Source organism: Natronorubrum sediminis, from assembly GCF_900108095.1.
In the GTDB taxonomy this organism is placed as follows: domain Archaea; phylum Halobacteriota; class Halobacteria; order Halobacteriales; family Natrialbaceae; genus Natronorubrum; species Natronorubrum sediminis.
Map to the genome: position 1 here is coordinate 507,943 of NZ_FNWL01000001.1, position 23,794 is coordinate 531,736.

Below are 23,794 nucleotides of genomic sequence, written 5' to 3' on the forward strand. Positions count from 1 at the left end.
ACATGCAGCTATCCGCGCGGAGACGGATCTTCAGGTATAACGATAACTGAGGGTTTCACAAAAGGTCCCCCACACCGAATAGGGATTGGTCAGTACAGGGGCCAATAATAGATCGCGTTTGTTTTGAGACCCGAAACAGAATCTATTCCATCTCAAATCACGATAGTGCTTCCACCTGCGCAACTACAGGTGCACAGGGGGAACGATCACTGAGAGTGACCGTGTCGACTGCTAGTTACTTGCCTTCGAATTCGGGATCTCGATTTTCCTGGAAGGCCGCCATACCTTCTTCGTGGTCCTGAGACTGGGCGAGAAGGCTCTGACCTGTGCGTTCGAACTCGCGAGCCGCGACGTAGGCCATATCTTGACTCTGGGTCAGGATCTTCTTGCCGACCGCAGTCGCAAGCGGAGCGGTATCGGCGAGATCTTCGGCGAACGATTGAATGTCTGAATCGAATGAGTCGTCGTCGTAGACGCGATTGACGAACCCGAACCGATCGTGTGCCTCTTCCGCAGTCACCATCGAACCTTTCGATCCGGTACAGAGGACGAGTTCTTTGGCCTGGAACGAGCCGACCTCCTTCGATAATTTCGCACAGGCACCCGAGGCGGGGATGAATCCGATGTTGTCCTCCGGGTACCCGAACGTCGCCGATTCCGTGGCGACGATGAAATCACAGTGCAAGGCGAGTTCGAATCCGCCGCCGGCACACACGCCGTTGACCGCCGCGATGACTGGTTTTTCCATATGTTCGTACTCGTCGAACATACGGTGGTGACGACGGTATTCCCAGCGGAAGCGGTCGGATTCGTACTCTCCCATCTCCCTGAGAAGGTCGTGATCGACTCCCGCCGAAAACGCACGCCCCGACCCCTTGAGGATGACAACGCGAGCATCGCTGACTGCTGCTTCCTCAGCAGCTTCGCGCAGTTCTGTCCGCATCGTTCCGTTGATGGCGTTCAGTTTATCGGGCCGGTCGAACTGGATCGTAACGATATCCCCTTCGTGATCGTAATTGAGTGCTTTGTAATCAGCCATAAGGGTTGGTTTACCATGTCATGATAAGCCAGTTTCGATGGCTTGCCCGAGAGGTGAACTACCCCAGATGTCAATCCAGAGGACTTCATTCGCGCCACCATCACCCATATGGAAACGTCTCTCGATCCGCTTCAATCCGGCAGATGGCGTTTGTGGATCGGAAGAAGCCGACAACGCCTTCGAATTCTCTAAAGAGGAGTTCCGGACATATTCGAAGGGGCAACTGTGCGAACGCACGCAAATTTATCACCAAAATAGTATTTTTGGGTTGTCAGACTAGAACAATGTACGTTATCCTCTACACCGAGCGATTCGAACAGCCCCATTGTGCAGTCCCGTCCATGCTGTATATGCGCTGTGTATGCAGCACGAGGCTACGTATCAGATCCATTCTGAATAACGGAATTACGCTGCAACCTACTAGTAATGAGTAGCAGTACGATCAATCACTCACGCTGGTGAATCGACGAGATCACTAATTGCCTCGGATAGCAGCGATTCGAACCCGACCGACGCGAGTCCGATGGCTAAGGCGAGCACGACGGCTCCCACGGTGACGACGACCATCGCGGAGGTGATCGTTTCCCGTCCGTTGTCGGTCCCGTCGAACTCCCCAAAGTAGATGTGATCGACGAACGGGATCACGTACCCGAGCGTGAGTATCGTCGAGATAACGACGAATGTCGCGACGATCCACAGCCCTTCCTCGAGGGCACCAACGGCGATGTACCACTTGCCGACGAACCCCACCGTTGGCGGTAGGCCGATCATCGCAATTCCGAGTCCGGCAAAGGCGGCCGCGACGACCGGAGCACGATCTGCGATCCCGTCGAACTCGTCGATCGTTCGGGCGTCGAAACGGATCGCAATGATCCCTGCAATGAGACAGAATGCCCCCTTTACGAGTCCGTGTCCGAAGAGTTGGATCACCGATCCGAACACTGCGGTTTCGGTCGCGACGAGCAACCCCGCAACGACGAGGCCGAACTGCGAGACCGTCGAGTACGCGAGCATTCCCTTGATGTTTCGCTGTCCGTAGGCCAGGACGTTCCCGACGAGCAAACTCACGATCGCCCCGTAGATGATGCCGTTCGTGACCAGCGGGTTCGCCGCGAGAAAATCGACTGTGAACACGTCGAACAGGACGCGAAGCAGGGCGTAAACGGCCGCAGCCGGAAGAACGCCGGAGATGAGGGCGCTCACGGGATCAGGAGACCGAGCGTGCGTTTCGACCAGCCATCCGTGAAGGGGGACGAGCGCCACGAGCATCGCGAGTCCGACGGTCATACAGACGAACGAGGCGATCACGACTGGTTCGGTGTACCCGATCGTCTGGAACGTGCCGGCGAGTTGTTGGGCATCGCTCGAACCGGCCATCTGCGCGGCGACGAGAACTCCCAACAGGTAGACTGCGGTTCCGAACACCGTCGTACGTCGGTAGCCGGTCGCGGCGTCCCTCGTCCCGTCTTTGTCCCCGCACTCGACCAGACGACCCGTTGCGACGATCAGAACGAGCAAGAACCCGGCGGTCCCGAGCAGGTCGTCCGAGAAGACGACGCCGAACACGGCCGCGGTAAACAGCAGATACGATGCGTGAAACCGGCGTCCGTGCGGGCCAGCCGTTCGAGTGTATCCCAGTATCCCGAGCGTCAACACGACGTCGAGGAGTCCGACGGTTGCAGATAACGCGTCGGATCGGACCGAGAACCCGAATCCGCCGTCGAAGCCGAGGCGGTACGTGCTCGCGCCCTCGAGGATTAACAACACGGCGAGCGCGGTCGTCAACGCGCCAGTTATCGAGATCAGTATAGCGGAGAGGAGCCAGTAGCGATCGAACTCGTCGCCGTCACCGTCGCCGTCAGTTGAGACAAGTCGAACACCGAGAGCGCCGGCCGCCGGAACGGCGATACTGGAGAGCATCAGCAAGCCGGCGAGAGTCATTCGACGACCACCCCGACGGTCAGCGCCACTACGAGACAACAGATTAATGCGAGGTATCGGTACCAGACGTTCGGCGCAACTCCGAGGGATCCGGCGACACCCGACGCACGCTCTCGGTATTGTTCGCCGATGTCGTCCGGGAGCGTCCGCGCGATCGCTTCGTCCGGTGCGCTCACCGTTTCGATGGTCCTCCGTCTGGTCACTCGCTCGGCGGCAGCGAGTGTCCCGAAAACCGCCTCGGTCGCCGTGGCCGCGCGCTCGAGTGCACTGAAGACGAGCGGATCTCGAATCGCGTCGATATCGGTGCCGCCGTCGAATCGCTCGAAGAGCGGACGGCCCGCGAGAAAGACGATCGTTCCGGCCCCGAACAGCGCCACCTTCTCGAGAACGTGTCGCTGCGAGTAGGGCTCGGTCGACCACTCCGCGGCGGCCGGAAGCAGGTCGAACAACAGCCCGTAGGCGAGGCCGATGGCGATACAGGCGACTGCGACTGGAAGCATCGTGAGCGCCTGTCCAGCAGTCGCGTCTCGGAGCCGCGTCTCCTCACCTCGGCGAATCGCGTAGTACCCGAATTTCCAGAACGAGACGATCGTTCCGACGGCCCCGACTAAGAGGAGCCACCGAAGCGGCGCGTGTCCACCCTCGAGCGCCGCATCGAGGACCATTCCCTTGCTGACGAACCCGTTGGTCCCGGGGACCGCGGTGATCGACGCGGCGGCTACGAGGAAGATTCCCGTGGCGACCGGCGCGTGAAGGCCGAGGCGGCCGCCGTTTTGAAGACGGCCCGTTCCGGCCCGCAAGACGATGAGCCCGGCGACCATGAACAGGAGTCCCTTGAACAGGACGTTATTGAACAGATGGGCGAACGCGCCCGCGATACCGAGCGAGGAGCCGATACCGATCCCCGCGAGGATGTAGCCCACCTGTGCCTGAATGTGATAGGCGAGCAGTCGGCGCGCGTCCTTCTGTGCAAGGGCGTATCCGGCACCAACGATTGCCATGACGCCGCCGACGTACGCGAGTACGAGGTTCCCCTCCGGGAACGCGCGGTAGGCCGCGTAGACGGCGAGCTTCGTCGTATACGCCGAGAGAACGACGGAGACGCCGACGTGGGGACTGGCGTACGTATCCGGGAGCCAGACGTGGACGCCGATGATCGCCGCGTTGATCCCGACGCCGATACCGACGGCCAGTGCGGGCAGTCCGCTCGAGACGCCGTCACCGTAGTGGAGCGCGTCTGTTCCACCGCCCTGTGCGACGACGTGGAGGGCGAGTCCAGCCGCCAGAATCGCGCCGCCGATAGCGTGGACGAGCGCGTAGCGAAAGCCGACGCGAACCGCGTCGCCGCCGTGAAGCCAGACGAGGATCGTACTCGCCAGTGCCATGAGTTCCCACCCGACGAGCAATCCGAGCCAGTCGCCCGCGAAGACGGCCCAGATCGCCGCGCCGGCGTAGCCGAGCGCGGCAACAACGTGACGACGATCGCCACCAGTCACGGCCAGATACCCGATCGCGACCGTCCCAAACGCGGTGAACGCGAGTCCGGTGACTCGGGCCGCCGGATCGATCGCGACCGGAACGATGACGAACTCGAGGAACGTCCACGATCCGTGCGTTCCCGTGGGTGCGGTGAGCGTCCACGCCAAGGCGAGGACGTAGGCTGTGATTCCGGCGACGATTCCTGCCCGTCGACCGGCGAAGAGCGCGAGGAGTGCGGCGAGCCACACGACGAACGCCGGCGGAATCGCGTACACGGCGTCGATCACGCGACGATCACCCCAACGCTCGTTTCTGCGACTCGGACGGCGAGTTCGAGAACCGCCAGCCGGTCGGGCCACACGCCCAGTACGACCGTGAGGCAGGCGAGCGCGACGAGCGGGAGGAGGACGGTAGCCCGGCTTTCAACGCCGTTCGGGGCTACTCGTTCCCACCGCTGTCGGTTCCGTAGCTCCGCGCTCGCGTGTCCACCGTCCGACACTCGCTCGGATCCGTCACACCCGCCCAGCGGACCGTCGATCAGCGGCTTCGGATCCGACTTGGACGGGCTCTCGAAAAACGCGCCGTAGACGATCGGCCAGAAGTACGCCACGTTGAGTGCACCTGATACGACGAGCAGCGCCGGTACCAACGGATGGACGCCGCCACCGCCGACGAGCAGGTACCACTTGCTCGCGAACCCCGCGAACAGCGGGATGCCCGCGAGCGAACAGGCACCGATCGCGAAGGTGCCCATCGTCAGGGGCATCCGTCGCCCGACGCCGGCGATCTCGGAGACCTTCGTCACGTCGGTTTCGATCGCGAGCGCGCCGACGCAGAAGAACAGCGCGAGCTTGGCCACTGCGTGGGCGGGAATGTGAACGAGTCCGCCGACAACGCCGGCCGGAACGAGCAGCGCGATTCCGAGAACGACGTAGGAAAGGTGTGCGATCGTCGAGTAGGCTAACCGCCGTTTGAGGTCGTCCTGTCGGAGCGCGAGGACGCTCCCGAGGAGGATCGTTACACCGGCGGCGACCGCGAGCGGCGTCGCCATCCCGAGATCGCTCGTCGCCTCCGGACCGAACACCTCGAGGACGGTCCGTGCAATGCCGAAGACGCCGGATTTGACGACGACGACGGCGTGAAGCACGCCCGAAACGGTCGTCGGCGCGACCATCGCCTTCGGGAGCCAGGCGTGGAGGGGCATCACGGCACCTTTGACCGCGAATCCGATCAATAGACTTCCCAGCGCGAGCGTGGCGACCGTCGGATTCGACGCGGCCGCATCGGTCAACCCGGGGATCCCACCGGATTCGAAGCCGATCGTCCCGGCGAGTCCGTAGACCAGCACCGTCCCGCCGACGACTAAGGTACCACCAGCGATGACGTAGACAACGTACTCGTACCCGATGCGTCTCGCCTGCTCTGTCCCCTTGTGGGCGACCAACGGATACGTTCCTACCGTCGTCAACTCGTAGAACACGACGAGCACGAGGAGATTCGACGCGAACGCAACACCGAGGCCCGAACAGACACTCAGACACAGCGCGGCGGTGTAGCGCGTTCGGTCGTCCAACCCCATTTCTCGAGCGTATCCGACGCTGTATATCGATGTCACGACCCACAGTCCGCTCGCGACGAGCGCGAAGAGCATACCGAGCGGGTCCGCGCTGAGCTCGAGGTCGACGCCAGCAACGAGCGTTCCGAGGTTCGTCGTGGGGTTCTGTCCGGACATCACGTCGGGAACCATACTCACGACCAGTCCAAACGTGACAAGCGCTGCAACGATCGGTGCCCCGTCGCGGACGGCCGGCCGATGACGCCCGCCGACTACGACGGCAATCGCGACGAACCCGATCAGAATTGTGGCGAGCGGTCGAAGCGAGTGGACCTCCGTCATCGACACTCTCGAGTGAATACCATGTCGCTGAATCGCACCACCGTCTCACGCTCCGTCCGAGCAATCACCGCTGAAACGAGGAAAAATGGTGACCTGTTTAACACTGTGACCCCAACCGTAGACGCGATACATAGCACCTAATGAACCCGGATGGAATAAGGTGTTGATAGGCTATCGACGGCATTTTGAGGTCTGATATCGACGCGCTCGAGTCCGGTTTTCGAACGAGTTCGATCTGGCCCGTTTCTACGGCCGTCCCCTCATTCGTAGTCGTAAAACCCGGCTCCCGTCTTCTTGCCGAGTGCTCCGGCCTCGACTTTCCGCTTCAGGAGGTAAGCAGGTTTGTACCGATCACCGAGTTCCTCGTGAAGCGTCTCGGTGGCGTGGAGACAGATGTCGAGTCCGATGTGGTCCGCGAGGGTGAGCGGCCCCATCGGAACGTTGGTCCCGAGTTCCATTCCGGCGTCGATGTCCTCTTTCGAGGCGACTCCCTCGTCGTAGGCCCGAATTCCCTCGTTGATCCACGGCATCAGGATTCGATTCGTCACGAAGCCGGGCTTGTCGTCTGCTTCCCACGTCGTCTTCTCGAGGTCCGCGGCGATGTCGTGAGCTAACTCGGTCACCTCGTCGGTCGTCAACTCACCGACGACGACCTCGACGCCCTCCATGATCGGGACCGGATTCATGAAGTGTAAGCCGACGACGCGCTCTGGGTGCTCGAGATTCGACGCGATCGAGGTGATCGAGAGCGTGCTCGTGTTCGTCGCGAGCACCACGTCGTCCCCACAGACCCGTTCGAGGTCCGCGAAGATCTCCCGTTTGACTGGCAACTCCTCGAGGGCGGCCTCGACGACGAGGTCGCACTCCGCGAGATCCTCGAGTGTCGTCGTCCCCTCGATTCGACGGCGGATCGTCTCTGGCTCCGCCTCGAGCGCGTCACGATTCTCGAGTCGCTCGAGGCTGTGGTCGATGGTTTCGAACCCGTTTTCGAGAAATTCTGGCTCGACGTCGCGGAGGACGACGTCGTAGCCGTTGGTTGCCGCGACTTGCGCGATGCCACTGCCCATCGTCCCCGCGCCGACGACGCCGAGACGATCGATCTGGTCACGAACCATGCCCGCTGCTACCGGGGACTCGATCGTAAGGGTACTGGTCACATCCGTCACGTCCGGTGGATCGATCGGACGTGATAGTTCTCAGTCACCTCTCGAGGGGAAGTTTGAAGACTGGACGGTGAGAGATACCGGCTATCCGGTGGAACGCGTGAGCAAGAAACACGTTGCAGGCAATACGGGGACGGGAACCGAAAGCGACGAGGCTGGTGGGGAGAGCGCCGTCGATCTGGGAATCGGCATCACGGTGGATCTCGGCGTCGAGCGTCTCGAGGACCTCGAGATGGAGTCGGCGGAGACGGTCGAACTGACGTTCGACGAATCTGACGTCCTCGAGGAAACAGGGAGTGACAACGGTGGACGAGCGCAGGAGAACGCGCGATCCGTAAGTCGCTCTACTTCGACGAACAAAGCGGCGGCGACCGACGGCGCACGCGACGCGCGAACGCAGGAGCTACTCACACGCCCAAAGAGCGACGCCCGCCCGATCGAATCGCGCACAATCACGCCGACGGAGCGCGAGTCGCTCGAGGCGGCCGATATCGACCCGGCCGAAATCAGGGAAAAAGCATGCTCCTATCGAATGTTACTGGACGCCGAGGTCGAGGAGGCTACCGCAGCGACGCTCCGGCGTCGGTTCTCGCTCCCCTGGTCGTTCGAGAGCGACGGCGACCTCGAGCGACGCTCGAGTGAAGTTCGAGGATTGGGTGCGGCCGAACGCGAGTGGATCGCCCTCAGCGACGACGAGGAGTGGCAATCGTTCGAGTACGAACACGCCGCCGAGTCCGCTATCGGTCGCGAGCAGCCGTCCGAACGGCCGTGGCCCGAACCCACGCCGGTGACGGCGGTCACGGGAGTCGGTCCCGACGACGCGGACGCGTTGGCCACAGCGGGGATTCACTCGGCGAGTCAGTTAGCACGCGCCAGCGCCTTCGAGGTCGCACGGGTGCTCGACTTGCAGGTGTTGCACGTTCGGACGTGGCGACACAACGCTCGAGAACTGCTCGAGTAGCACGCGTTGTGCGCTCGAATATCGGCGAGTGGAATCTCCTCGAATACCGAGAATTCACCTCGCGATGTGTGGGGGAGGTTCACTCCCAAATCGGCCGTCTCACCGCAACAACAACTACAATAGTACGCAATTTCGATGGTCCGGACCATCAGAGATTTATAGCGGCCTGTTGGACCTGCTAACAGATGATTCCGATCGACGACTCTCCGATCGTACGCGATGGCAAGTCACTGATTCTGGCGATGGACCACGGGTTAGAACACGGTCCCGTCGACTTCGAGGACGTTCCGGAGAAACTCGACCCGTCGACGGTGTTCGAAACGGCGACCCACGACGCCGTCACCGCGATGGCAGTCCAGAAGGGTGTCGCGGAAGGGTACTACCCGAGCTTCGAGGACGACGTCAACCTGCTCTTGAAGTTGAATGGCACCTCGAACCTCTGGATGGGCGAACCCGACTCACCGGTCAACTGCTCGGTGGACTACGCCGCTGAACTCGGTGCCGACGCCGTCGGCTTCACCGTCTACAGCGGCTCGAACAACGAAGTCGAGATGTACGAAGAGTTCCGCGACGCACAGGAAAACGCTCGCGAGCACGACCTGCCGATGGTCATGTGGTCGTACCCGCGCGGACAGGGGCTGAAAAACGACACCAAACCGAGTACGATCTCCTATGCGACCCGCCTGGCCCTCGAGATCGGTGCGGACATCGCGAAGGTCAAGTACCCCGGCAGCCCCGAAGCGATGGAACACGCCTGCAAAGCGGCAGGAGACATGAACGTCGTCATGAGCGGCGGCTCGAAGACCTCAGACTACGAGTTCCTCTCGACCGTCGAGGACGCCATCGACGCCGGCTGTACGGGCCTCGCCGTCGGCCGAAACGTCTGGCAGCGCGAGGACCCGACCCAACTGCTCGACGCCCTCGAGAGGGTTATCTACGAGGAGGAAACGGCGGACGCCGCACTCGAGGCGACCCAGTAGGATGACGGTGTCCGATCCAGTCGTCGAGTCGATCGTCGCGACGATCTCTCGCTCGGCGACCGAGATCAGACAGGGGCTCATCGGCCGTCGAAGCACCGTCGACGAGGAGAACCCGAGCGGCGAGACGCAGGTCGAAGCCGACGTCTGGGCGGACGAGCTACTCGGCGAACGCCTCCGGGCCATCGACGGCGTCGGACAGTACGCCAGCGAAGAGCGAGCCGAGGTCGACGACTGCGGTGAGGACCCCGCGACGTCGAACAGTTTCGCCGTCGCAGTCGACCCACTGGACGGCTCCTCGAACCTCAAATCGAACAACGCGATGGGGACAGTCTTCGGCGTCTACGACGACGTCCTTCCCGCTCGAGGGGAGTCCCTCGTCGCCGCGGGGTACATCCTCTACGGGCCGATCACGACGATGGTGCTCGCGAACGAGGAGACGGTCTCGGAGTACGAGTTAACCGGGGGCGAACGGACCGTCGTCGAGGCGGACCTCACGCTCCCCGACGACCCCGTCGTTTACGGCTTCGGCGGTCGCGTTCCCAACTGGACCGACGACTTTCAGGCCTTCGCCCGCGAGGTCGAATCCGAACGCAAACTTCGCTACGGCGGAGCCATGATCGGCGACGTCAATCAGGTACTCACCTACGGCGGCATCTTCGGTTATCCCGGTCTCGAGTCCCGGCCCGAAGGCAAGTTGCGCCTCCAGTTCGAGGGGAACCCGATCGGCTACATCGTCGAACGCGCCGGCGGCCGCTCCTCTGATGGCTCACAGTCGCTGTTGAGCGTCGAACCGACGGCACTCCACGATCGAACGCCGGTTCACGTCGGCAACGCAGACCTGATCGAGCGACTCGAGGATCGACTCGCGTAGACTCAGTTGGTTGCTTCGACAGCGATTTTCTGCGACCAGTTTTCGCCGACAGTGTTCCGCCGACTCCTCCCGTGTTATTGGTCACGATCAGAATCAGTCCATGCGGCAGTAATGGTGACGTAGAGGCCGATACCGAGAACGAGGAGGAGATAAAACGACCACCCCGGCCACGCGGTCTCGAGAAAGACGAGCGTCAGGAAGACGACCCAGCAGGTGACGATAAGGAAGTCACCGGCGAGGCGAGCGATCGTTCGAGCGACCCGTCGGACGGTGCCGACGGTGCGAGTCGTCGTGGTCGTCGTAGATGTGTCGTCTGTTGCCATTAGAAGTGATAGCCGTACGTTTCGTTCAGCGTGTACGCGCCGATTCCCCAGACGTAACTCTGACCCGGCCACCACGTCCGTGCGTTGTTGAATCCCGCGACGAGTACGTCTTCGTCCTCCCCGTCTGGGTCGTGATAGTAGCTCACGGAGCCGCTGTCGCCGTCGGTGAGGTCCATCTCGCCACCCCAGCGGATCTGGCCGTATCGACAGAAGTTGTCGGTAAAGCAGGTGACTGCGTCGAAGCCCTGAATTGCGCCGCTCGTGTGTCCGGTGACCGCGCCGACTTTCTCGAGGTCTTCGTCTCGAGCGATGAGGTCTGCGAGCCCCATTCGGGTGAGTTGACCGCGAACGCGAACCGGCGACTGGGCGTCGATGACGTTCGACGGTCGAACGCGATTGTCGGGGACGATCGCAGCGATGTCCTCTGTCGGGTGTGCGTGTTCGACAGTGCCCAACTCGACCGAGTCGTCGTTTTCGGTCGGAAGCGACAGACGATCGCTGTCCGGTTCGGCCCCGCCGTTGAAGGCGTGTTCGGCCGTTACGAAAAACTCCTGTTCCGTCTCTGGATCGTACATCACAGGTGCCAACGTCGCGATACTCTCTGCCGTCTCGCAGGCGATCCCGCTGGGGATATCGGGGTTCGAGATCGAATCGATGACTCGCGGCTCGATATCGTCCGGCCTGTCCTGGATGTCCTCGATGTCGACGATCGACTCGAGGTCGAGTGAAACGCCGTTGAAGAGTCCGTCGATCGCCTCGCGGATCGACTCGAGATCACTCGAGAGACCGACGGAGACGGCTGCCGTCCCGCGCTCGTAAGAGTTCGGGACGACGGCACTGCCCAAGTAGCCGGTAAACGCCGTTCTGGCCAGTAGTTCGTTCAGTTCGATCGCCTTCTCGACGGAGGCGTACCACTCCGCCGGAACGTATTGCGTTCGCTCCTCGAGCGACCACGGATCGTCGGGATCCTCCCGGACGAGTGCCGTGACGATCGGAACCTCGTCGTCGCCGGCCGACAGAAAGTCGTCGACGCCGAGGAACCCGGCGAGCCCAATCGCGTACCCGCCAGTAACGAGGGTTCGGACGAACTCGCGACGATCCATTCCGGCCTCGAGGTGGTCGCGGATCGTCGTTAGTCGATGGACGAGGTTCTCAGTGTGTGGGTGGTCCATGCCGCGAATCGAAGGTCGTAACGGGCGTTCACCCCAGGCGGCTAAAGCTAATACTCACGTACACGGGACAGTTGTCAGCACCCGAACTGACGAGAATATTGCCGATACTCGTTATGCCTGCACCTGCTACGTCCGTTCTACCGCGTAATTTCCCGCTATTCGGACAGGTCCGATAATCGTCCGATCAAGCCGAATGTGTAAATTCGCTGAGAGAGCGAAATCGACTGCTACGCATCAGTCGCGTCACAGCAATCTAGCTATTTCGACGCACAGCGGTCGCATCAATCTCGCGGGTACGGACGCACCGCTCGAGAGAGCGCCCCCGTCTTAACAACTGGACGACTAAACGCGAGCGTTCGTGATGGACGCCACTCCACTCAACGCTGTCTTCGTGTTGGTGACCACGGAGGCAACTGACTGTTGGGTACGCGTGCTCGACAGCCGACTCACTCCCGACCGATCCGCGTCCACGCAAGGCCATCCTCAACACACTCGTGGTGAGTTCTCCGGTCAGTCACGGTCGGTGGACGCGGGCCGGTTTTTCCGCGTCGCGGGCGAAAATGGTTTTTGACCCCCCGACACAGCATGTGTCATGCAGGTTCATATCACGTCAGCGCCATCCGACGACGAAGCGGCAGCGATCGCCGCTGCGCTCGCCGAACACGTCGGCGAGACGGTCGAAGTGTACGCTGACGGGAACGACGACCCCGTCGCCGTCCACGAGTTCGAGTCGACCTCGAGTCCCGAGTCCCACAGCGCGGCCACTGATTCCAACGCCGATTCTGGGGCCTCGACACACGAGCAACCGCCCAACTCGAGCGAAGATCTCGGACCGACCGAGCGCGAGGCGCGTCTCCGAGCGGAGATCGACGACATTCTCGAGGGTGGCCCCGAGAAGTATCGCGAGCAACTGGCAGAGTCGAAGAAACTGTTCGTCCGGGACCGACTCGCGCTGTGGTTCGACGCCGAGAATTGCAAACTACAGTTCGAGGACGGCCGGTTCGCGGCGTTCGACGACTGGCATCCCGACGGCGTGGGTGCGGAAACCGACGATCGACTGCCGGCGGACGGCCTCATCACGGGTGGGGCAACCTTCGAGGGACGAGATCTGCACTTCATGGCCAACGACTACACTGTCAAACGCGGCAGTATGGCCGAAAAAGGCGTCGAGAAGTTCCTTCGGATGCAACAACGGGCGTTGAAAACCGGCCAGCCGGTCTTGTACCTGATGGACTCCTCCGGCGGTCGGATCGACCAGCAGACGGGCTTCTTCGCGAATCGAGAGGGTATCGGGAAGTACTACTACAATCACTCGATGCTCTCGGGACGAGTGCCACAGATATGCGTCCTCTATGGCCCGTCAATCGCCGGTGCAGCGTACACGCCCGTCTTCGCCGACTTCACGATTATGGTCGAAGGGATGTCCGCGATGGCGATCGCCTCCCCGCGGATGGTACAGATGGTTACGGGCGAAGATATCGACTTGCAGGAACTCGGTGGCCCCGACGTCCACGCTCGAGAGTCGGGCTCTGCGGACCTGATCGCGAACGACGAAGCACACGCCCGCGAACTCGTCTCCCAGTTGCTCACCTACCTGCCGAACAACGCCGACGAGAAGCCGCCTAAACAGGAGGCGAAACCACCTGTCGAGTCTCCGGCGGGGATCGACGCCGTCGTTCCCCAGGAACCGAATCGCGGCTACGACATGACGGACGTGATCGACCGCATCGTCGACGAAGGGTCGTACTTCGAGGTGCGCCCGGAGTACGGTTCGGAGATCATCACGGCCTACGCCAGAATCGACGGGCGACCGATCGCCATCGTCGCGAACCAACCCGCAGCGCGGGCGGGCGCGATCTTCCCGGACGCCGCGGAGAAGGCCGCGGAGTTCGTCTGGAAGTCCGATGCGTTCAACATCCCATTGCTCTACCTCTGTGACACGCCGGGGTTCATGGCCGGCTCGCAGGTCGAAAAAGACGGCATTCTCGAGCAAGGAAAGAAGCTGATCTACGCGACGTCGTCGGCGACGGTGCCAAAACAGACTGTCGTCGTGCGAAAGGCCTACGGCGCCGGCATCTACGCGATGGGCGGGCCAGCGTACGATCCGGAGAGCGTGCTGGGCCTCCCGTCCGGCGAGATAGCCATCATGGGGCCCGAGGCCGCGATCAACGCCGTGTACGCCCGAAAGCTCTCCGAGGTGGACGACCCCGACGAACGCGAGCGAATGGAACAGGAACTCAGAGCGGAGTATCGCGAGGACATCGACGTGCATCGAATGGCGAGTGAGGTCGTTATCGACGAAATCGTCCCGCCCAGCGAGCTACGCGAGGAACTGGCCGCTCGCTTTGACTTCTACGAAGACGTCGAGAAGTCCCTGCCGGATAAGAAACACGGCACGATTCTGTAATCTGGCTGGCCCCACGGGAGAGTCGTCGGTCGGTCACTCGTGCGTTCGGTCTGCCGGATAGTCGAGTGTTGTATCTGCGGATAGTCGAGCGTACCGTCTGTCGTTGACTCGAGCGTACCGTCTGTCGTCGACTCGAGTGACCCTTCTCACGTGTAGGGAGCGAGTGCAGGCTCAATTTCGATAGCATTCGGCGTCGAAACTACGCTCTCGAGCACCTGGTAGCGGGCTCATTCCAGCGGGTAGTTCCCGCTTAGAGCCACGTACAGAGACTCTACGCTTGGCATAACAATAGCCCGTTTGCTGAAAGCGTCGGGTGCGAGAGGATACCTCCCGACGGTCACCGCGACGGCCGGTTCGACTCCGGCAGGGAGCGTATGAGTTCCGACGGTGCTCACGCACGCTTCCACCTCCCAGTCGATGTGTCGCCAGTTGCACTCGAGCGATTTTGCTGGATCCTCGTCGGGGTGTCGCTCGTGGGCGATATCGTGACGACGTTCGTCGGCCTCCACATGGGGTTAGCGGAGTCGAATCCGATCGCACGAAGTGCAATCGAGGGGTACGGACTGGTGGGCATGATCGCCCTGAAAGCGTTTGCAGTGGGGATCGGCCTCGTCTGTCGACCGCTGTTGCCCGTTGCGTATCGAGCGATCGTTCCAGCCGGGTTGGCGGTCCCGTGGACGGCGGCCGTCTTCATCAACCTCTACATGATCTCGACGGTGATCTGAGCCGACTCAGCCGTCGTATTCCGACTCCATCGTCACTCCTCGAGTTGGCGTTTGAGCGAGAGAATCGTTCGATCGAACGAGCAGACGAGGTCGTCGTCCTGATTGAACACCTCGACGCACATCGTGACGATTCCGCGCTCGCCGTCGCTGGTTTCGCGTTTTTCGGTTACCGTCGATTGAGCATGGATCGTATCGCCGTGAAAGACCGGCTTCGGATGCTCGACGTCGTCGTACGACAGATTCGCGACGATGGTGCCGTCGGTCGTCTCCGGAATCGAGATCCCTGTCGCGAGCGACATCGTGTAGAGCCCGTTGACCAGTCGCTCGCCGAATTCGGTGTCGGCTGCGAACTCCGCGTCGAGGTGCAAGGGCTGTTGATTCATCGTCATATCGCAAAAGCGCTGGTTGTCGCTTTCGGAAATCGTGCGCCGACGTTCGTGTTCGATCGTCTCACCGACGGTGAACTCCTCGTAGTACAGTCCAGCCATACTGCAGACGTTGCACAGCGAGCCTAAAAACGTCGTGCTCGTTCGCACGTCGCTCGTCGAGCACGATTCGGCCTGAGAGTAGGGGCCGGAACCGAATCGAATTTCAGGCCACAGACACTGTATTTACACACTGGAGATATCCCATGAGCACACCACAACGGAACCCGCTCGAGCGACGCGCCCTGCTCGGATCGATCGCTGTGGGGGCTATCGGTGGCATTGCGGGATGTCTCGACGAAAGCGAGGACGGTTCGGGAGACGACTCGAGCGACGAGCCAGAACCGGTCTCGACAGAGGAGGACGCGGCGTGGCAAACGACGTCGCTGACGGACGTGCGGACCGACGAGGAGTTTACGCTCGGCGAGTTCGATCACCCGCTTTTCCTCCACACGTTTTCGACTGGCTGTGCGACCTGCCACAGTCAACACTACGAGTTCGAAGAGTTCTACGAACAGGCAGAGGGAGACGTCGAAATCGTCGACGTGACGACAGACGTCGGTGCCAGTCCGGACGACATTCGGACCTATGCAGAAGACGACGACTACGAGTGGCGATTCGCAATCGCCGAAGAGGAGGTCATCGAGGGACTCGTGAGCGACGTCGGCCGTGACGTCACCAACAGCGCCAGATCCCCGGTGGTCATGATCTGTCCCGACGGCGAGAGCTACCGCTACGAGAAACGCGTCGACGCCGACGAGTTCGAATCGATGATCGACGATGAGTGTTGAGCGGACGGTTTCGGTCACCTCGAGTGACGCGGCCGACGCTCGAGTCGCGTTCGTCCCCAACTCCTTCGTGACAGATGCGACCCCGGGGCGAGCGCGAGTATGACGTCGACGGCGAGCGCACTCCTCGAGTTTTTCCTGATCGGCCTCGCGACGCCGTTGACCGCGGCGTGCGTCCTCCCGCTGTACCCGAGTTTCGTCGCGTATCTCGCGTCGACGGGAACGCACAGTCGGAGTCCCTCGACGGGCGTCCTCGGCATCCTCGTCGTCGCCGGCGTCCTCTCGTTCATGGCGGTCGTCGGCTCGCTCTGGACCGTCGTCTTCAGCGGGGGCGTCACGAGGGCCGTCACGCAGCTCTCGCCGGTCGCGTTCGCCGTATTGGCCGTCGTCGGCCTCGTACTCGTCGTCGCGCCCGCGGGCTTCTCGAGGATTCCAACGGTCGAACCGCCACACTCGCGGTACCCGACGCTGTCTGCATTCGGGTACGGATTCGGTTTCGGTGCGATCGTGATTCCCTGCAATCCCGGCCTCATCGCGCTGTTCTTCAGTCGCTCGACGGTCGCGTTCCCCGAGTTCGACACCCAACTCGAGGTGATGCTCGGATTTTTGGCGTTCGGACTCGGTATCGGTGCCCCGCTTCTCGCCTTCGCACTCGTCTCACAGCCGTACAGTCGCCAGGTGACACGTCTCCTCGCACGTTACAGCGATCCGATCAATCGGGTCGTCGGAGTCGTCTTGCTCGTCGTCTCCGCGTACTACTTGCTCTTCGTCTTTCAGGTGATTCCCGGTACTGGCGCACTCGAGGCCCCGATCGAGAGTTCGCTACGCCGATGGTGAAGTGACTGCGACGCACTATCCTCACCGCCGTTTCCGGTACGCGTGAGGGGGCACACATAGCCATTTACTCGTGGACGAGAGAGGGGGCGTATGGCTCGCAGAAGTCTGTTGTTCACGCCGGGCGATCGACCAGAAATGCTCAGAAAGGCACCCGACGCCGGGGCCGACGTGATCATCTTCGACCTCGAGGATGCCGTCGCCCCCGCGCGAAAAGACGAGGCTCGAGACGCCGTCCGCGACGTCCTCGCCGATCCCGAGTTCGACCCGGACTGTGAGGTTTGCGTTCGGGTCAACGCCTCCCAGTCGGCGTACTCGGACGATCTCGAGGCGATCTTCGATGTGCCGGGAGGGGCTGACCGCGACGGCGCTGCTGACGACCTGCGACTCGATAGCCTCGTGCTCCCGAAAGTCGAGTCGGCGGCAGACGTTCACTCGCTCGAGGACGAACTCGGACGAATCGGCGACACTGTGCCGGTGTTCGCGTTGATCGAGAACGCGTCCGGGGTGCTCAACGCGCCGGAGATCGCCGCCGTACCGGCGACCGACGCGTTGGTGTTCGGTGCCGAAGACCTGTCCGCGGATATCGGTGCCTCGCGAACGTCAGAGGGGACGGAGGTGCTCTACGCACGCGAACGCGTCGTGCTCGCAGCAGCGGCCAAGGAGTGTCTCGCGATCGACACCGTCGTCACGGATTTCGGCGACGAACGGGCGCTTCGGGACGATACGGAATTCGCCCTCCAACTTGGGTACGACGGCAAACTGGCGATTCACCCGGCGCAGGTCGACCCGATCAACGAGACGTTTACGCCGAGCGACGAGGAACGCGAGTGGGCCGAACGCGTTCTCGCGGCCAAACGCGAGGCGGACGCCGAGAACAGAGGCGTCTTCGAGGTCGACGGCGAGATGATCGATGCACCGCTGATCGCACAGGCGCGGCGAATCCAGGAGCGAGCCGACGCAGCGACGAGAAAAAAGTGAACGATTGTCCACAATAGGAGCGGATATCAATATCCTCGAATTTAGGGGACCATTTCCCTATGATAGGTATTCGCTATGCTTATCCCTGCGTCCGAGAAACAGGCAGATATGGCCGAAGGCACGACGAATCCATTCGAAAGCCTGCAGTCACAGATCGACGAGGCAGCCACCCACCTCGAGATCGGCGACGACCTCATCGAGCGACTCAAGCACCCCGAACGGGTGCTCGAGACGAACCTGACGGTCGAACGCGACGACGGCGAACTCGAGCGATTCACGGCGTTTCGCTCGCAGTTTAACGCCGATCGCGGCCCCTACAAGGGCGGCATTCGATACCACCCACAGGTCTCTCGCGACGAAGTGAAGGCGCTCTCCGGCTGGATGACGTACAAGACCGCGATCGTCGACATCCCACTCGGTGGCGGCAAGGGCGGCATCATCATCGACCCCGACGAGTACTCTGACGACGAACTCGAGCGAGTTACTCGCACGTTCGCGACGGAGCTTCGCCCCCTGATCGGCGAAGATCGCGACATCCCTGCACCCGACGTCAACACGGGTCAACGCGAGATGAACTGGATCAAGGACACGTACGAATCGCTCGAGAACACGACCGAACCCGGCGTCATCACGGGAAAGAACCTCGCGAGTGGCGGGAGCGAAGGCCGCGTCGAAGCGACCGGCCGTTCGACCGTGATCGCGGCCCGCGAGGCGTTCGACTACCTCGGTAAGGACCTCGAGGGAGCAACTGTCGCCGTCCAGGGCTACGGAAACGCCGGCTGGATCGCCGCGAAACTCATCGACGAGATGGGCGCGACCGTCGTCGCAGCCAGCGACTCGAGTGGCGGAATCTACAATCCCGACGGCTTCGATCCGGTCGCAGCGAAAGACCACAAGAACGAAACGGGAAGCATCCTCGGCTACGAGGAGAGCGTCGAAGAACTCACGAACGAAGACGTGCTGACGATGGACGTCGACCTGTTGATTCCCGCGGCACTCGAGAACGCTATCGACGCCGACCTCGCCGAAAACGTGAGTGCGGACGTCATCTCCGAAGCCGCAAACGGGCCGCTGACGCCCGCAGCCGATGAGGTTCTCGAGGACGAAGACGTCTTCATCATCCCTGATATTCTCGCGAACGCGGGTGGCGTGACGGTCAGTTACTTCGAGTGGGTCCAGAACCGACAGCGCTTCTACTGGAGCGAATCGAAGGTCAACGACGAACTCGAGGAGCACATCGTCGACGCGTTCGACGCACTCGTCGGCACCCTCGAAGAACACGGTCTCGACAATCCCCGGACTGCAGCCTACGTCGTCGCGATTCAACGCGTCGCCGATGCCTTCGAGGAAGCCGGAACGTTCCCCTGAGACGAGTCGACATCACGCCGACCTCATCTTATCGGGCGATATGGGATGGTCGAAATGTTGAAATTTCTAACAGTTTTCTCGAGACACTCGGTAGCTTTTTGGCGATTGCTCGTGAGGCCCCGACAGAGCGAATAGTGAGAAATCGCCTGCAGGCGTACAGAGACCGGGTGAGGGCAGGGCTCGTGAAGGCCTTCCGCGAAGAGCGCACGCCCCGAGAAGTGGCTGCGAGTTTTGCGATGGGGGTGTTCGTGACGGCGCTCCCAACCGGCGGTCTCGGTCTCGGATTGTTCTTCGTGTTCGTCTCGATCTGGCCGTGGATCTCCAAACCGGCGCTTTTTGCCTCAGTTGCGGTCTTCAACCCGTTCGTAAAGCCCGCCATTTACGTCGTGAGCTTTCAGGTGGGTGCGTTCGTCCTCGGATCGGAGTCAGCCGCGTCGTACGAAATGCTCTCGAGTGAGTTCGCCTGGGTCGCACTCCAGCAATTACTCGTTGGAAACTTCATTGTCGCAGTCATCCTCTCCGTGATCGGATACGTCGTCGTCCTCCATCTCACTCGAGTCCATCGGCGCCAAAGTGACGAACACGCCGGGATGTCACTGCTCTCGTTCGTGATGGGGCCGTTCAAACGGTAGCTCGAACGCGAGAAGGGATCTCTCGCGTCTCGAGAAACATCTTGTCGAACCGACAGACAATCGCCGATTCAACAAACACTTATGAACCGGACTAAAATTGTGTCGGCTATGAACCGAAGAACACTACTCGGCGGTGTCGGCGTCGCGGGACTGACGGCGCTCTCGGGCTGTCTCGGCGTGGTCGGCATGGACGAACACGAAGCGTCGCCGGGGAGTGTCGAGGAAGGCGTCTACGAAGACGCCGGGTACGAGCCGTCCGTCGTGACCGATATCGCCGCCGAGGAGGAGGTGAGCATCGGTCCCTATTCAGAGCGCATTTCGGTTACTAACTACGCGACCGAGTACCAGAAGGAAGTCAGTATGGGTCCGCTCGGAAACCAGTCCGGTGCGATCGCGATCGTCCTCACGACGCCCCAGATTGGGGTCGCCGGACAGAACTTCAACCCGATCGAGGACAAGTCGGCCGAAGAGTTCGTCGAAATGCTCGAGGACGAGTACGACGACATTAGTAACGTGTCCCACGACGAGGACGACGAAATCACGATTCTCGGAACCGAAACGACCCGCTCGAGATTCGTCGCGGACGCGAATTACGACGGCTACGACACGACGATCGACCTCCACGTCAGCGAGGCCGTCCCGACCGACAACGACGACTTGCTCCTGACGATGTGTCTCTACCCACAGGACGCTCGAGACGACGAAGAGGGGGACGCCATCGACATGATGGAAGGGGCGAGTAGCGACGAGGAGACGAACGATACGGACGAGGACTCGACGGACGAAGACGACGACGGCGTCAGAGAGTTGCTCTGAGCTGGTCCCGTCTGTCCACGTCGGCGGTCAACCGTGTTCGATTACGCGGAAAACCGCATTCTCTCGGTTTCTACGCCTCCATCGAGTGCCCCGTTCCTGACGGAGCCACCGACGCAATTCGCTACACGAATCCAACGCTGTACGCGATGATCACGACGCCGAGCGCGACGAAGGCGGCACCCGTCCACTTCGTCACCCGAACCCTGTCCGTATCGTCCAGTTCGTCGTGGCCGTCCTCGAGTGGAGCCATCCCCTCCTGGTGTTGGGCGGCGACGATGGCGGCTGCGTATCGAACGCCCACGAGACCGAGGGCAACAAAGACCACACCGACGAGAATTACGAGCATACGGTACGTATACAGAACGGGCTCAAAGACCCAGTTCGCGACCGATTACGAGGTGTTGAATCTCACTCGTCCCTTCGCCGATTTCCATCAGTTTCGCGTCCCGGTAGAATCGCTGGGGGGCGAAGTCGGTCGTGTAGCCGTACCCGCCTAAGACCTGGACGGCGTCTTCGGCGACTTCTCGAGCGGCCTCGCTGGCGTCGAGTTTCGCGAGGGCGGACTCTCGCGTCACATCGTGGCCGTCGTCGTAGTTCCGCGCAGCGCGGTGGGTGAGCAACCGTGCGCGTTCGGTCTTGCGGTGCATGTCGACGATCTTGTCTCGAATCGCGTCGAACTTCGAAATCGGCTCGCCGAACTGCTCGCGTTCTGTACTGTAGGCTTTCGCGTGGTCGTACGCTCCCTGTGCTAACCCCGTCGAGAGCGCGGCAATGGAGATTCGACCGCCGTCTAAGGTTTTCTTCGTCTGAGTCCAGCCGTCACCCACCTCGCCGAGCAGTCGGTCCTCGGGAAGGCGAACGTTCTCGAGGTGAATTTCACAGGTCGGCGAGGCGTTGAGGCCCATCTTGTCCCAGATCGTCGTCACCTCGAAGCCGTCGTCCTCGTGCGGATCGACGATGAACGTCGAGATACCGTCGTAGCCCGCTTCGGGGTCCGTGACCGCTTTGACGAGGATCGAGCCGGCTTCGGAGGCGTTAGTGATGAACTGCTTGGTTCCCTCGAGCACCCACTCATCACCCGCTTTGTGTGCAGTGGTGTTCATGCTCGAGGCGTCGGAGCCGCTTTCGGGTTCCGTCAGCGCCCAGCCGCCCAGATACTCGCCCTCCGCGAGGGGGCGGAGCCAGCGTTCCTTCTGGCGTTTCGTCCCGAAGTGTTCGATCGGTTTGGACGCTAACGACGTGTGGGCGACGTAGGAGAGCCCGATCGATCCCGACACCCGTCCCAACTCTTCAGCGACCAGTGCGTACATGAGCGTATCGCCGCCGAGTCCGCCGTACTCCTCGGAAATCGGCACGCCCATCATATCGAGCGAGGCAAGTTCCTCGAAAATTTCCTCGGGAAACCGGTGCTCGTCTTCGATCTCCTGTGCGATCGGCTCGATTTCACGCTCACAGAAGTCCCGAACGGTCTCCTGTATCATCCGGTGTTCGTCGGGCAACGTCGTGTCCATACACAATAGTTTCCGAGGTGGAGGTTAAACGCACCGCCGAGTTACCCGTCCACGGGACGGTTGGAGGCGACGTTACCAGCCGCGCGTGTCATCGTCACGGTCGGTCGATTCGTCCTCGTCACCAGTGCGATCTCGGTCGTCGTCGACGCCAGCGTCGTCCCACGACGGCCTATCGTTGGTGTCGTCTGTGCCGTCGCCGTCGTCTGGTTCACCCCATGGGTCCGAGTCGTCAGTATCGTCCCAGAGGCTTCCCTCGTCGCCCTCACTCGAGTCGCGTCCCCACGCGCCGTCGACGCGTCGGGTGTCCCCTCGACCCGCAGTTCCATCACGGGGCGGCTGTGGGCCGTTTCCGGAGCGAACGGCGGCGCGCTGGTCGGGGATGAGGTCGAGTTCGTCGTTCGTGTCACCGAGGACGAGCAGCGCGTAGTACTGGAAGTACGTCGTGATCGGCGTCCAGACGAGCGCGACGAACAACAGCACCGACACGAACGCGAGGACGCCGAGCGGTATCATGAGGACGAACCCGATCTCGCCCAGGAACACCAACAGTACGAAGCCGATGACGAAGGGGATCATCAGGGCGAGGATACCGAAGGAGATCAGGAACCACACGCCAAGTGAAATCGCGAACGAGAGCACCCAGACGAGAATGAGATAGACCAGGTACTCCGTCCAGTTCGACGTGACGGTCGGCCACAGTCGCCCCCAGGCACTGAAGACGCCACGATCCTCGAGGAGCATGATCGGCGCGACGAACTCGCTCGTAAAGCGCTGGACGATCGAATAGCCCAGATAGACGGCGATGCCGTAGAGTAAGTAGATACCGAACGTTCCGCCCGAAGCGGCCTCGAGTCCGGTGCCCGTCACCTCGAGGAGGAGGGCTGGTCCGAGGGCGAGCACCCCCATCGCGAGCAACACGCCGATTCGAAACAGGAACAATCGCACGCCGTTTCCGAGATTCGCTCCGAAGTAGCGCCGCAAATTGAGTTCACTCGAGCGCAACGTCTCGATGAAGACGAATTCCATGATCCCAGCGATAAACGCGTAGATGAGCCAGAGGACCACCCCGATCACGAGCAGTATTGCCAATGCGAGCAAGATTTCATCGACGGGGGCGTCCTCTTCGAGGGCCTCGAGTTCTTCGCCTCCCTGCTCGTCGGCGGTTGGCTCTTCGAGGATCGCACCCACGTCACCACCCGGGAGCATCGGACCGCCGAGGCCGAGGGAACTGACGAAGAAGACGACGACCGCGAGTTTGAGCCAGAAGCCAAGACTCACCGGAGTCAACACGTTCCGCGTCGTCTCGAGTGCGTCGCTGAGATCGTCGATCGCGTCCATGTTAGCCTCGAGTTCAGTAGCCTCGATGATAATAATACTGTTCTCGTCCGCAGGCGGACGCAAAACGGCACATTTCGTGCGCCGATGAGCGAGGGTTGAAACGCCGAACCGGCCATCGACTTCGTTCCTGACACGTACCGATT

At 61.6% G+C, this 23,794-nt stretch carries 22 protein-coding genes; 11 read left to right on the forward strand and 11 right to left on the reverse strand.

Annotated elements, in window-relative coordinates; genetic code table 11:
* Positions 1 to 235 precede the first annotated feature (235 nt).
* From BLW62_RS02505 to BLW62_RS02525, 5 genes are all read right to left on the reverse strand, one after another.
* Complete coding sequence (locus BLW62_RS02505) at positions 236 to 1,039, reverse strand: enoyl-CoA hydratase/isomerase family protein (protein ID WP_090504706.1); 804 nt, start codon at positions 1,037 to 1,039, stop codon at positions 236 to 238.
* Positions 1,040 to 1,489: 450 nt separating this feature from the next.
* On the reverse strand, positions 1,490 to 2,980 hold the full coding sequence (locus BLW62_RS02510) for a proton-conducting transporter transmembrane domain-containing protein (RefSeq protein ID WP_090504709.1): 1,491 nt from the start codon (positions 2,978 to 2,980) through the stop codon (positions 1,490 to 1,492).
* Positions 2,977 to 4,746, reverse strand: a complete 1,770-nt coding sequence (locus BLW62_RS02515) for a proton-conducting transporter transmembrane domain-containing protein (protein WP_090504711.1) — start codon at positions 4,744 to 4,746, stop codon at positions 2,977 to 2,979. The genes BLW62_RS02510 and BLW62_RS02515 overlap by 4 nt, the downstream gene beginning before the upstream one ends.
* A complete protein-coding gene (locus tag BLW62_RS02520; RefSeq protein ID WP_090504714.1) occupies positions 4,743 to 6,356 on the reverse strand; it encodes a proton-conducting transporter transmembrane domain-containing protein in 1,614 nt (537 codons plus the stop codon). The genes BLW62_RS02515 and BLW62_RS02520 overlap by 4 nt, the downstream gene beginning before the upstream one ends.
* 260 nt (positions 6,357 to 6,616) lie before the next feature.
* On the reverse strand, positions 6,617 to 7,471 hold the full coding sequence (locus tag BLW62_RS02525; protein ID WP_090504718.1) for a 3-hydroxyacyl-CoA dehydrogenase family protein: 855 nt from the start codon (positions 7,469 to 7,471) through the stop codon (positions 6,617 to 6,619).
* Between the two features lie 148 nt (positions 7,472 to 7,619).
* On the opposite strand from BLW62_RS02525, the gene BLW62_RS02530 reads away from it, so the two are divergent.
* The 3 genes from BLW62_RS02530 (at position 7,620) to BLW62_RS02540 (ending at position 10,331) form a co-directional block, all read left to right on the forward strand.
* Entirely contained in the window at positions 7,620 to 8,480 is an 861-nt protein-coding gene (locus BLW62_RS02530) for a hypothetical protein (RefSeq protein ID WP_090506384.1), read from the forward strand.
* A gap of 185 nt (positions 8,481 to 8,665) precedes the next feature.
* The gene (locus tag BLW62_RS02535) at positions 8,666 to 9,460 is read left to right on the forward strand and encodes a class I fructose-bisphosphate aldolase (RefSeq protein ID WP_090504721.1); all 795 of its coding nucleotides are present in this window, start codon (positions 8,666 to 8,668) and stop codon (positions 9,458 to 9,460) included.
* 1 nt (position 9,461) lies between these two features.
* Positions 9,462 to 10,331: a class 1 fructose-bisphosphatase gene (locus BLW62_RS02540; protein ID WP_090504724.1), complete on the forward strand. Its 870-nt coding sequence runs from the start codon at positions 9,462 to 9,464 to the stop codon at positions 10,329 to 10,331.
* Positions 10,332 to 10,405: 74 nt separating this feature from the next.
* On the opposite strand, the gene BLW62_RS02545 is transcribed toward BLW62_RS02540, so the two are convergent.
* Together BLW62_RS02545 and BLW62_RS02550 are read right to left on the reverse strand one after the other, a co-directional pair.
* The gene (locus BLW62_RS02545) at positions 10,406 to 10,654 is read right to left on the reverse strand and encodes a DUF8119 family protein (RefSeq protein WP_090504727.1); all 249 of its coding nucleotides are present in this window, start codon (positions 10,652 to 10,654) and stop codon (positions 10,406 to 10,408) included.
* Positions 10,654 to 11,826: a hypothetical protein gene (locus BLW62_RS02550; RefSeq protein ID WP_090504730.1), complete on the reverse strand. Its 1,173-nt coding sequence runs from the start codon at positions 11,824 to 11,826 to the stop codon at positions 10,654 to 10,656. The genes BLW62_RS02545 and BLW62_RS02550 overlap by 1 nt, the downstream gene beginning before the upstream one ends.
* Positions 11,827 to 12,418: 592 nt before the next feature.
* Here BLW62_RS02550 and BLW62_RS02555 point away from each other — a divergent pair.
* Positions 12,419 to 14,233, forward strand: coding sequence for an acyl-CoA carboxylase subunit beta (locus BLW62_RS02555; RefSeq protein ID WP_090504733.1), 1,815 nt, complete (start codon positions 12,419 to 12,421; stop codon positions 14,231 to 14,233).
* A 374-nt stretch (positions 14,234 to 14,607) separates the two neighbouring features.
* Entirely contained in the window at positions 14,608 to 14,958 is a 351-nt protein-coding gene (locus BLW62_RS02560; protein WP_175459660.1) for a DUF5658 family protein, read from the forward strand.
* Between the two features lie 32 nt (positions 14,959 to 14,990).
* On the opposite strand, the gene BLW62_RS02565 is transcribed toward BLW62_RS02560, so the two are convergent.
* A complete protein-coding gene (locus BLW62_RS02565; RefSeq protein ID WP_090504739.1) occupies positions 14,991 to 15,446 on the reverse strand; it encodes a MaoC family dehydratase in 456 nt (151 codons plus the stop codon).
* Positions 15,447 to 15,589: 143 nt separating this feature from the next.
* Here BLW62_RS02565 and BLW62_RS02570 point away from each other — a divergent pair, with 143 nt between their 5' ends.
* From BLW62_RS02570 to BLW62_RS02595, 6 genes are all read left to right on the forward strand, one after another.
* Complete coding sequence (locus BLW62_RS02570) at positions 15,590 to 16,174, forward strand: TlpA family protein disulfide reductase (protein ID WP_090504742.1); 585 nt, start codon at positions 15,590 to 15,592, stop codon at positions 16,172 to 16,174.
* Between the two features lie 99 nt (positions 16,175 to 16,273).
* The gene (locus BLW62_RS02575; RefSeq protein WP_090504746.1) at positions 16,274 to 17,008 is read left to right on the forward strand and encodes a cytochrome c biogenesis protein CcdA; all 735 of its coding nucleotides are present in this window, start codon (positions 16,274 to 16,276) and stop codon (positions 17,006 to 17,008) included.
* 90 nt (positions 17,009 to 17,098) lie between these two features.
* Positions 17,099 to 17,986, forward strand: a complete 888-nt coding sequence (locus BLW62_RS02580; RefSeq protein ID WP_090504750.1) for an HpcH/HpaI aldolase/citrate lyase family protein — start codon at positions 17,099 to 17,101, stop codon at positions 17,984 to 17,986.
* Positions 17,987 to 18,094: 108 nt separating this feature from the next.
* A complete protein-coding gene (locus BLW62_RS02585; protein ID WP_090506385.1) occupies positions 18,095 to 19,354 on the forward strand; it encodes a Glu/Leu/Phe/Val family dehydrogenase in 1,260 nt (419 codons plus the stop codon).
* Between the two features lie 131 nt (positions 19,355 to 19,485).
* Positions 19,486 to 19,986 (forward strand): DUF2062 domain-containing protein, encoded by a 501-nt coding sequence (locus tag BLW62_RS02590; RefSeq protein WP_090506386.1) that lies wholly within the window; start codon positions 19,486 to 19,488, stop codon positions 19,984 to 19,986.
* Between the two features lie 108 nt (positions 19,987 to 20,094).
* On the forward strand, positions 20,095 to 20,802 hold the full coding sequence (locus BLW62_RS02595; protein ID WP_090504752.1) for a DUF6517 family protein: 708 nt from the start codon (positions 20,095 to 20,097) through the stop codon (positions 20,800 to 20,802).
* A 121-nt stretch (positions 20,803 to 20,923) separates the two neighbouring features.
* Here BLW62_RS02595 and BLW62_RS02600 read toward each other — a convergent pair whose 3' ends face one another.
* The 3 genes from BLW62_RS02600 to BLW62_RS02610 all read right to left on the reverse strand — a co-directional run bounded on the left by BLW62_RS02600 (position 20,924) and on the right by BLW62_RS02610 (position 23,651).
* On the reverse strand, positions 20,924 to 21,148 hold the full coding sequence (locus BLW62_RS02600; protein WP_090504754.1) for a hypothetical protein: 225 nt from the start codon (positions 21,146 to 21,148) through the stop codon (positions 20,924 to 20,926).
* A 22-nt stretch (positions 21,149 to 21,170) separates the two neighbouring features.
* On the reverse strand, positions 21,171 to 22,313 hold the full coding sequence (locus tag BLW62_RS02605; RefSeq protein ID WP_090504756.1) for an acyl-CoA dehydrogenase family protein: 1,143 nt from the start codon (positions 22,311 to 22,313) through the stop codon (positions 21,171 to 21,173).
* Between the two features lie 72 nt (positions 22,314 to 22,385).
* Positions 22,386 to 23,651, reverse strand: a complete 1,266-nt coding sequence (locus tag BLW62_RS02610; protein WP_090504759.1) for a DUF7544 domain-containing protein — start codon at positions 23,649 to 23,651, stop codon at positions 22,386 to 22,388.
* Positions 23,652 to 23,794 lie beyond the last annotated feature (143 nt).

Bases quoted from the DNA above. Each gene is read 5' to 3' on its own strand.
- BLW62_RS02505 (WP_090504706.1), bottom strand. From the start codon at position 1,039: ATGGCTGATTACAAAGCACTCAATTACGATCACGAAGGGGATATCGTT.
- BLW62_RS02605 (WP_090504756.1), bottom strand. From the start codon at position 22,313: ATGGACACGACGTTGCCCGACGAACACCGGATGATACAGGAGACCGTT.
- BLW62_RS02580 (WP_090504750.1), top strand. From the start codon at position 17,099: ATGGCTCGCAGAAGTCTGTTGTTCACGCCGGGCGATCGACCAGAAATG.
- BLW62_RS02555 (WP_090504733.1), top strand. From the start codon at position 12,419: ATGCAGGTTCATATCACGTCAGCGCCATCCGACGACGAAGCGGCAGCG.
- BLW62_RS02595 (WP_090504752.1), top strand. From the start codon at position 20,095: ATGAACCGAAGAACACTACTCGGCGGTGTCGGCGTCGCGGGACTGACG.
- BLW62_RS02575 (WP_090504746.1), top strand. From the start codon at position 16,274: ATGACGTCGACGGCGAGCGCACTCCTCGAGTTTTTCCTGATCGGCCTC.
- BLW62_RS02600 (WP_090504754.1), bottom strand. From the start codon at position 21,148: ATGCTCGTAATTCTCGTCGGTGTGGTCTTTGTTGCCCTCGGTCTCGTG.
- BLW62_RS02525 (WP_090504718.1), bottom strand. From the start codon at position 7,471: ATGGTTCGTGACCAGATCGATCGTCTCGGCGTCGTCGGCGCGGGGACG.
- BLW62_RS02520 (WP_090504714.1), bottom strand. From the start codon at position 6,356: ATGACGGAGGTCCACTCGCTTCGACCGCTCGCCACAATTCTGATCGGG.
- BLW62_RS02565 (WP_090504739.1), bottom strand. From the start codon at position 15,446: ATGGCTGGACTGTACTACGAGGAGTTCACCGTCGGTGAGACGATCGAA.
- BLW62_RS02585 (WP_090506385.1), top strand. From the start codon at position 18,095: ATGGCCGAAGGCACGACGAATCCATTCGAAAGCCTGCAGTCACAGATC.
- BLW62_RS02510 (WP_090504709.1), bottom strand. From the start codon at position 2,980: ATGACTCTCGCCGGCTTGCTGATGCTCTCCAGTATCGCCGTTCCGGCG.
- BLW62_RS02550 (WP_090504730.1), bottom strand. From the start codon at position 11,826: ATGGACCACCCACACACTGAGAACCTCGTCCATCGACTAACGACGATC.
- BLW62_RS02610 (WP_090504759.1), bottom strand. From the start codon at position 23,651: ATGGACGCGATCGACGATCTCAGCGACGCACTCGAGACGACGCGGAAC.
- BLW62_RS02560 (WP_175459660.1), top strand. From the start codon at position 14,608: ATGAGTTCCGACGGTGCTCACGCACGCTTCCACCTCCCAGTCGATGTG.
- BLW62_RS02570 (WP_090504742.1), top strand. From the start codon at position 15,590: ATGAGCACACCACAACGGAACCCGCTCGAGCGACGCGCCCTGCTCGGA.
- BLW62_RS02545 (WP_090504727.1), bottom strand. From the start codon at position 10,654: ATGGCAACAGACGACACATCTACGACGACCACGACGACTCGCACCGTC.
- BLW62_RS02535 (WP_090504721.1), top strand. From the start codon at position 8,666: ATGATTCCGATCGACGACTCTCCGATCGTACGCGATGGCAAGTCACTG.
- BLW62_RS02540 (WP_090504724.1), top strand. From the start codon at position 9,462: ATGACGGTGTCCGATCCAGTCGTCGAGTCGATCGTCGCGACGATCTCT.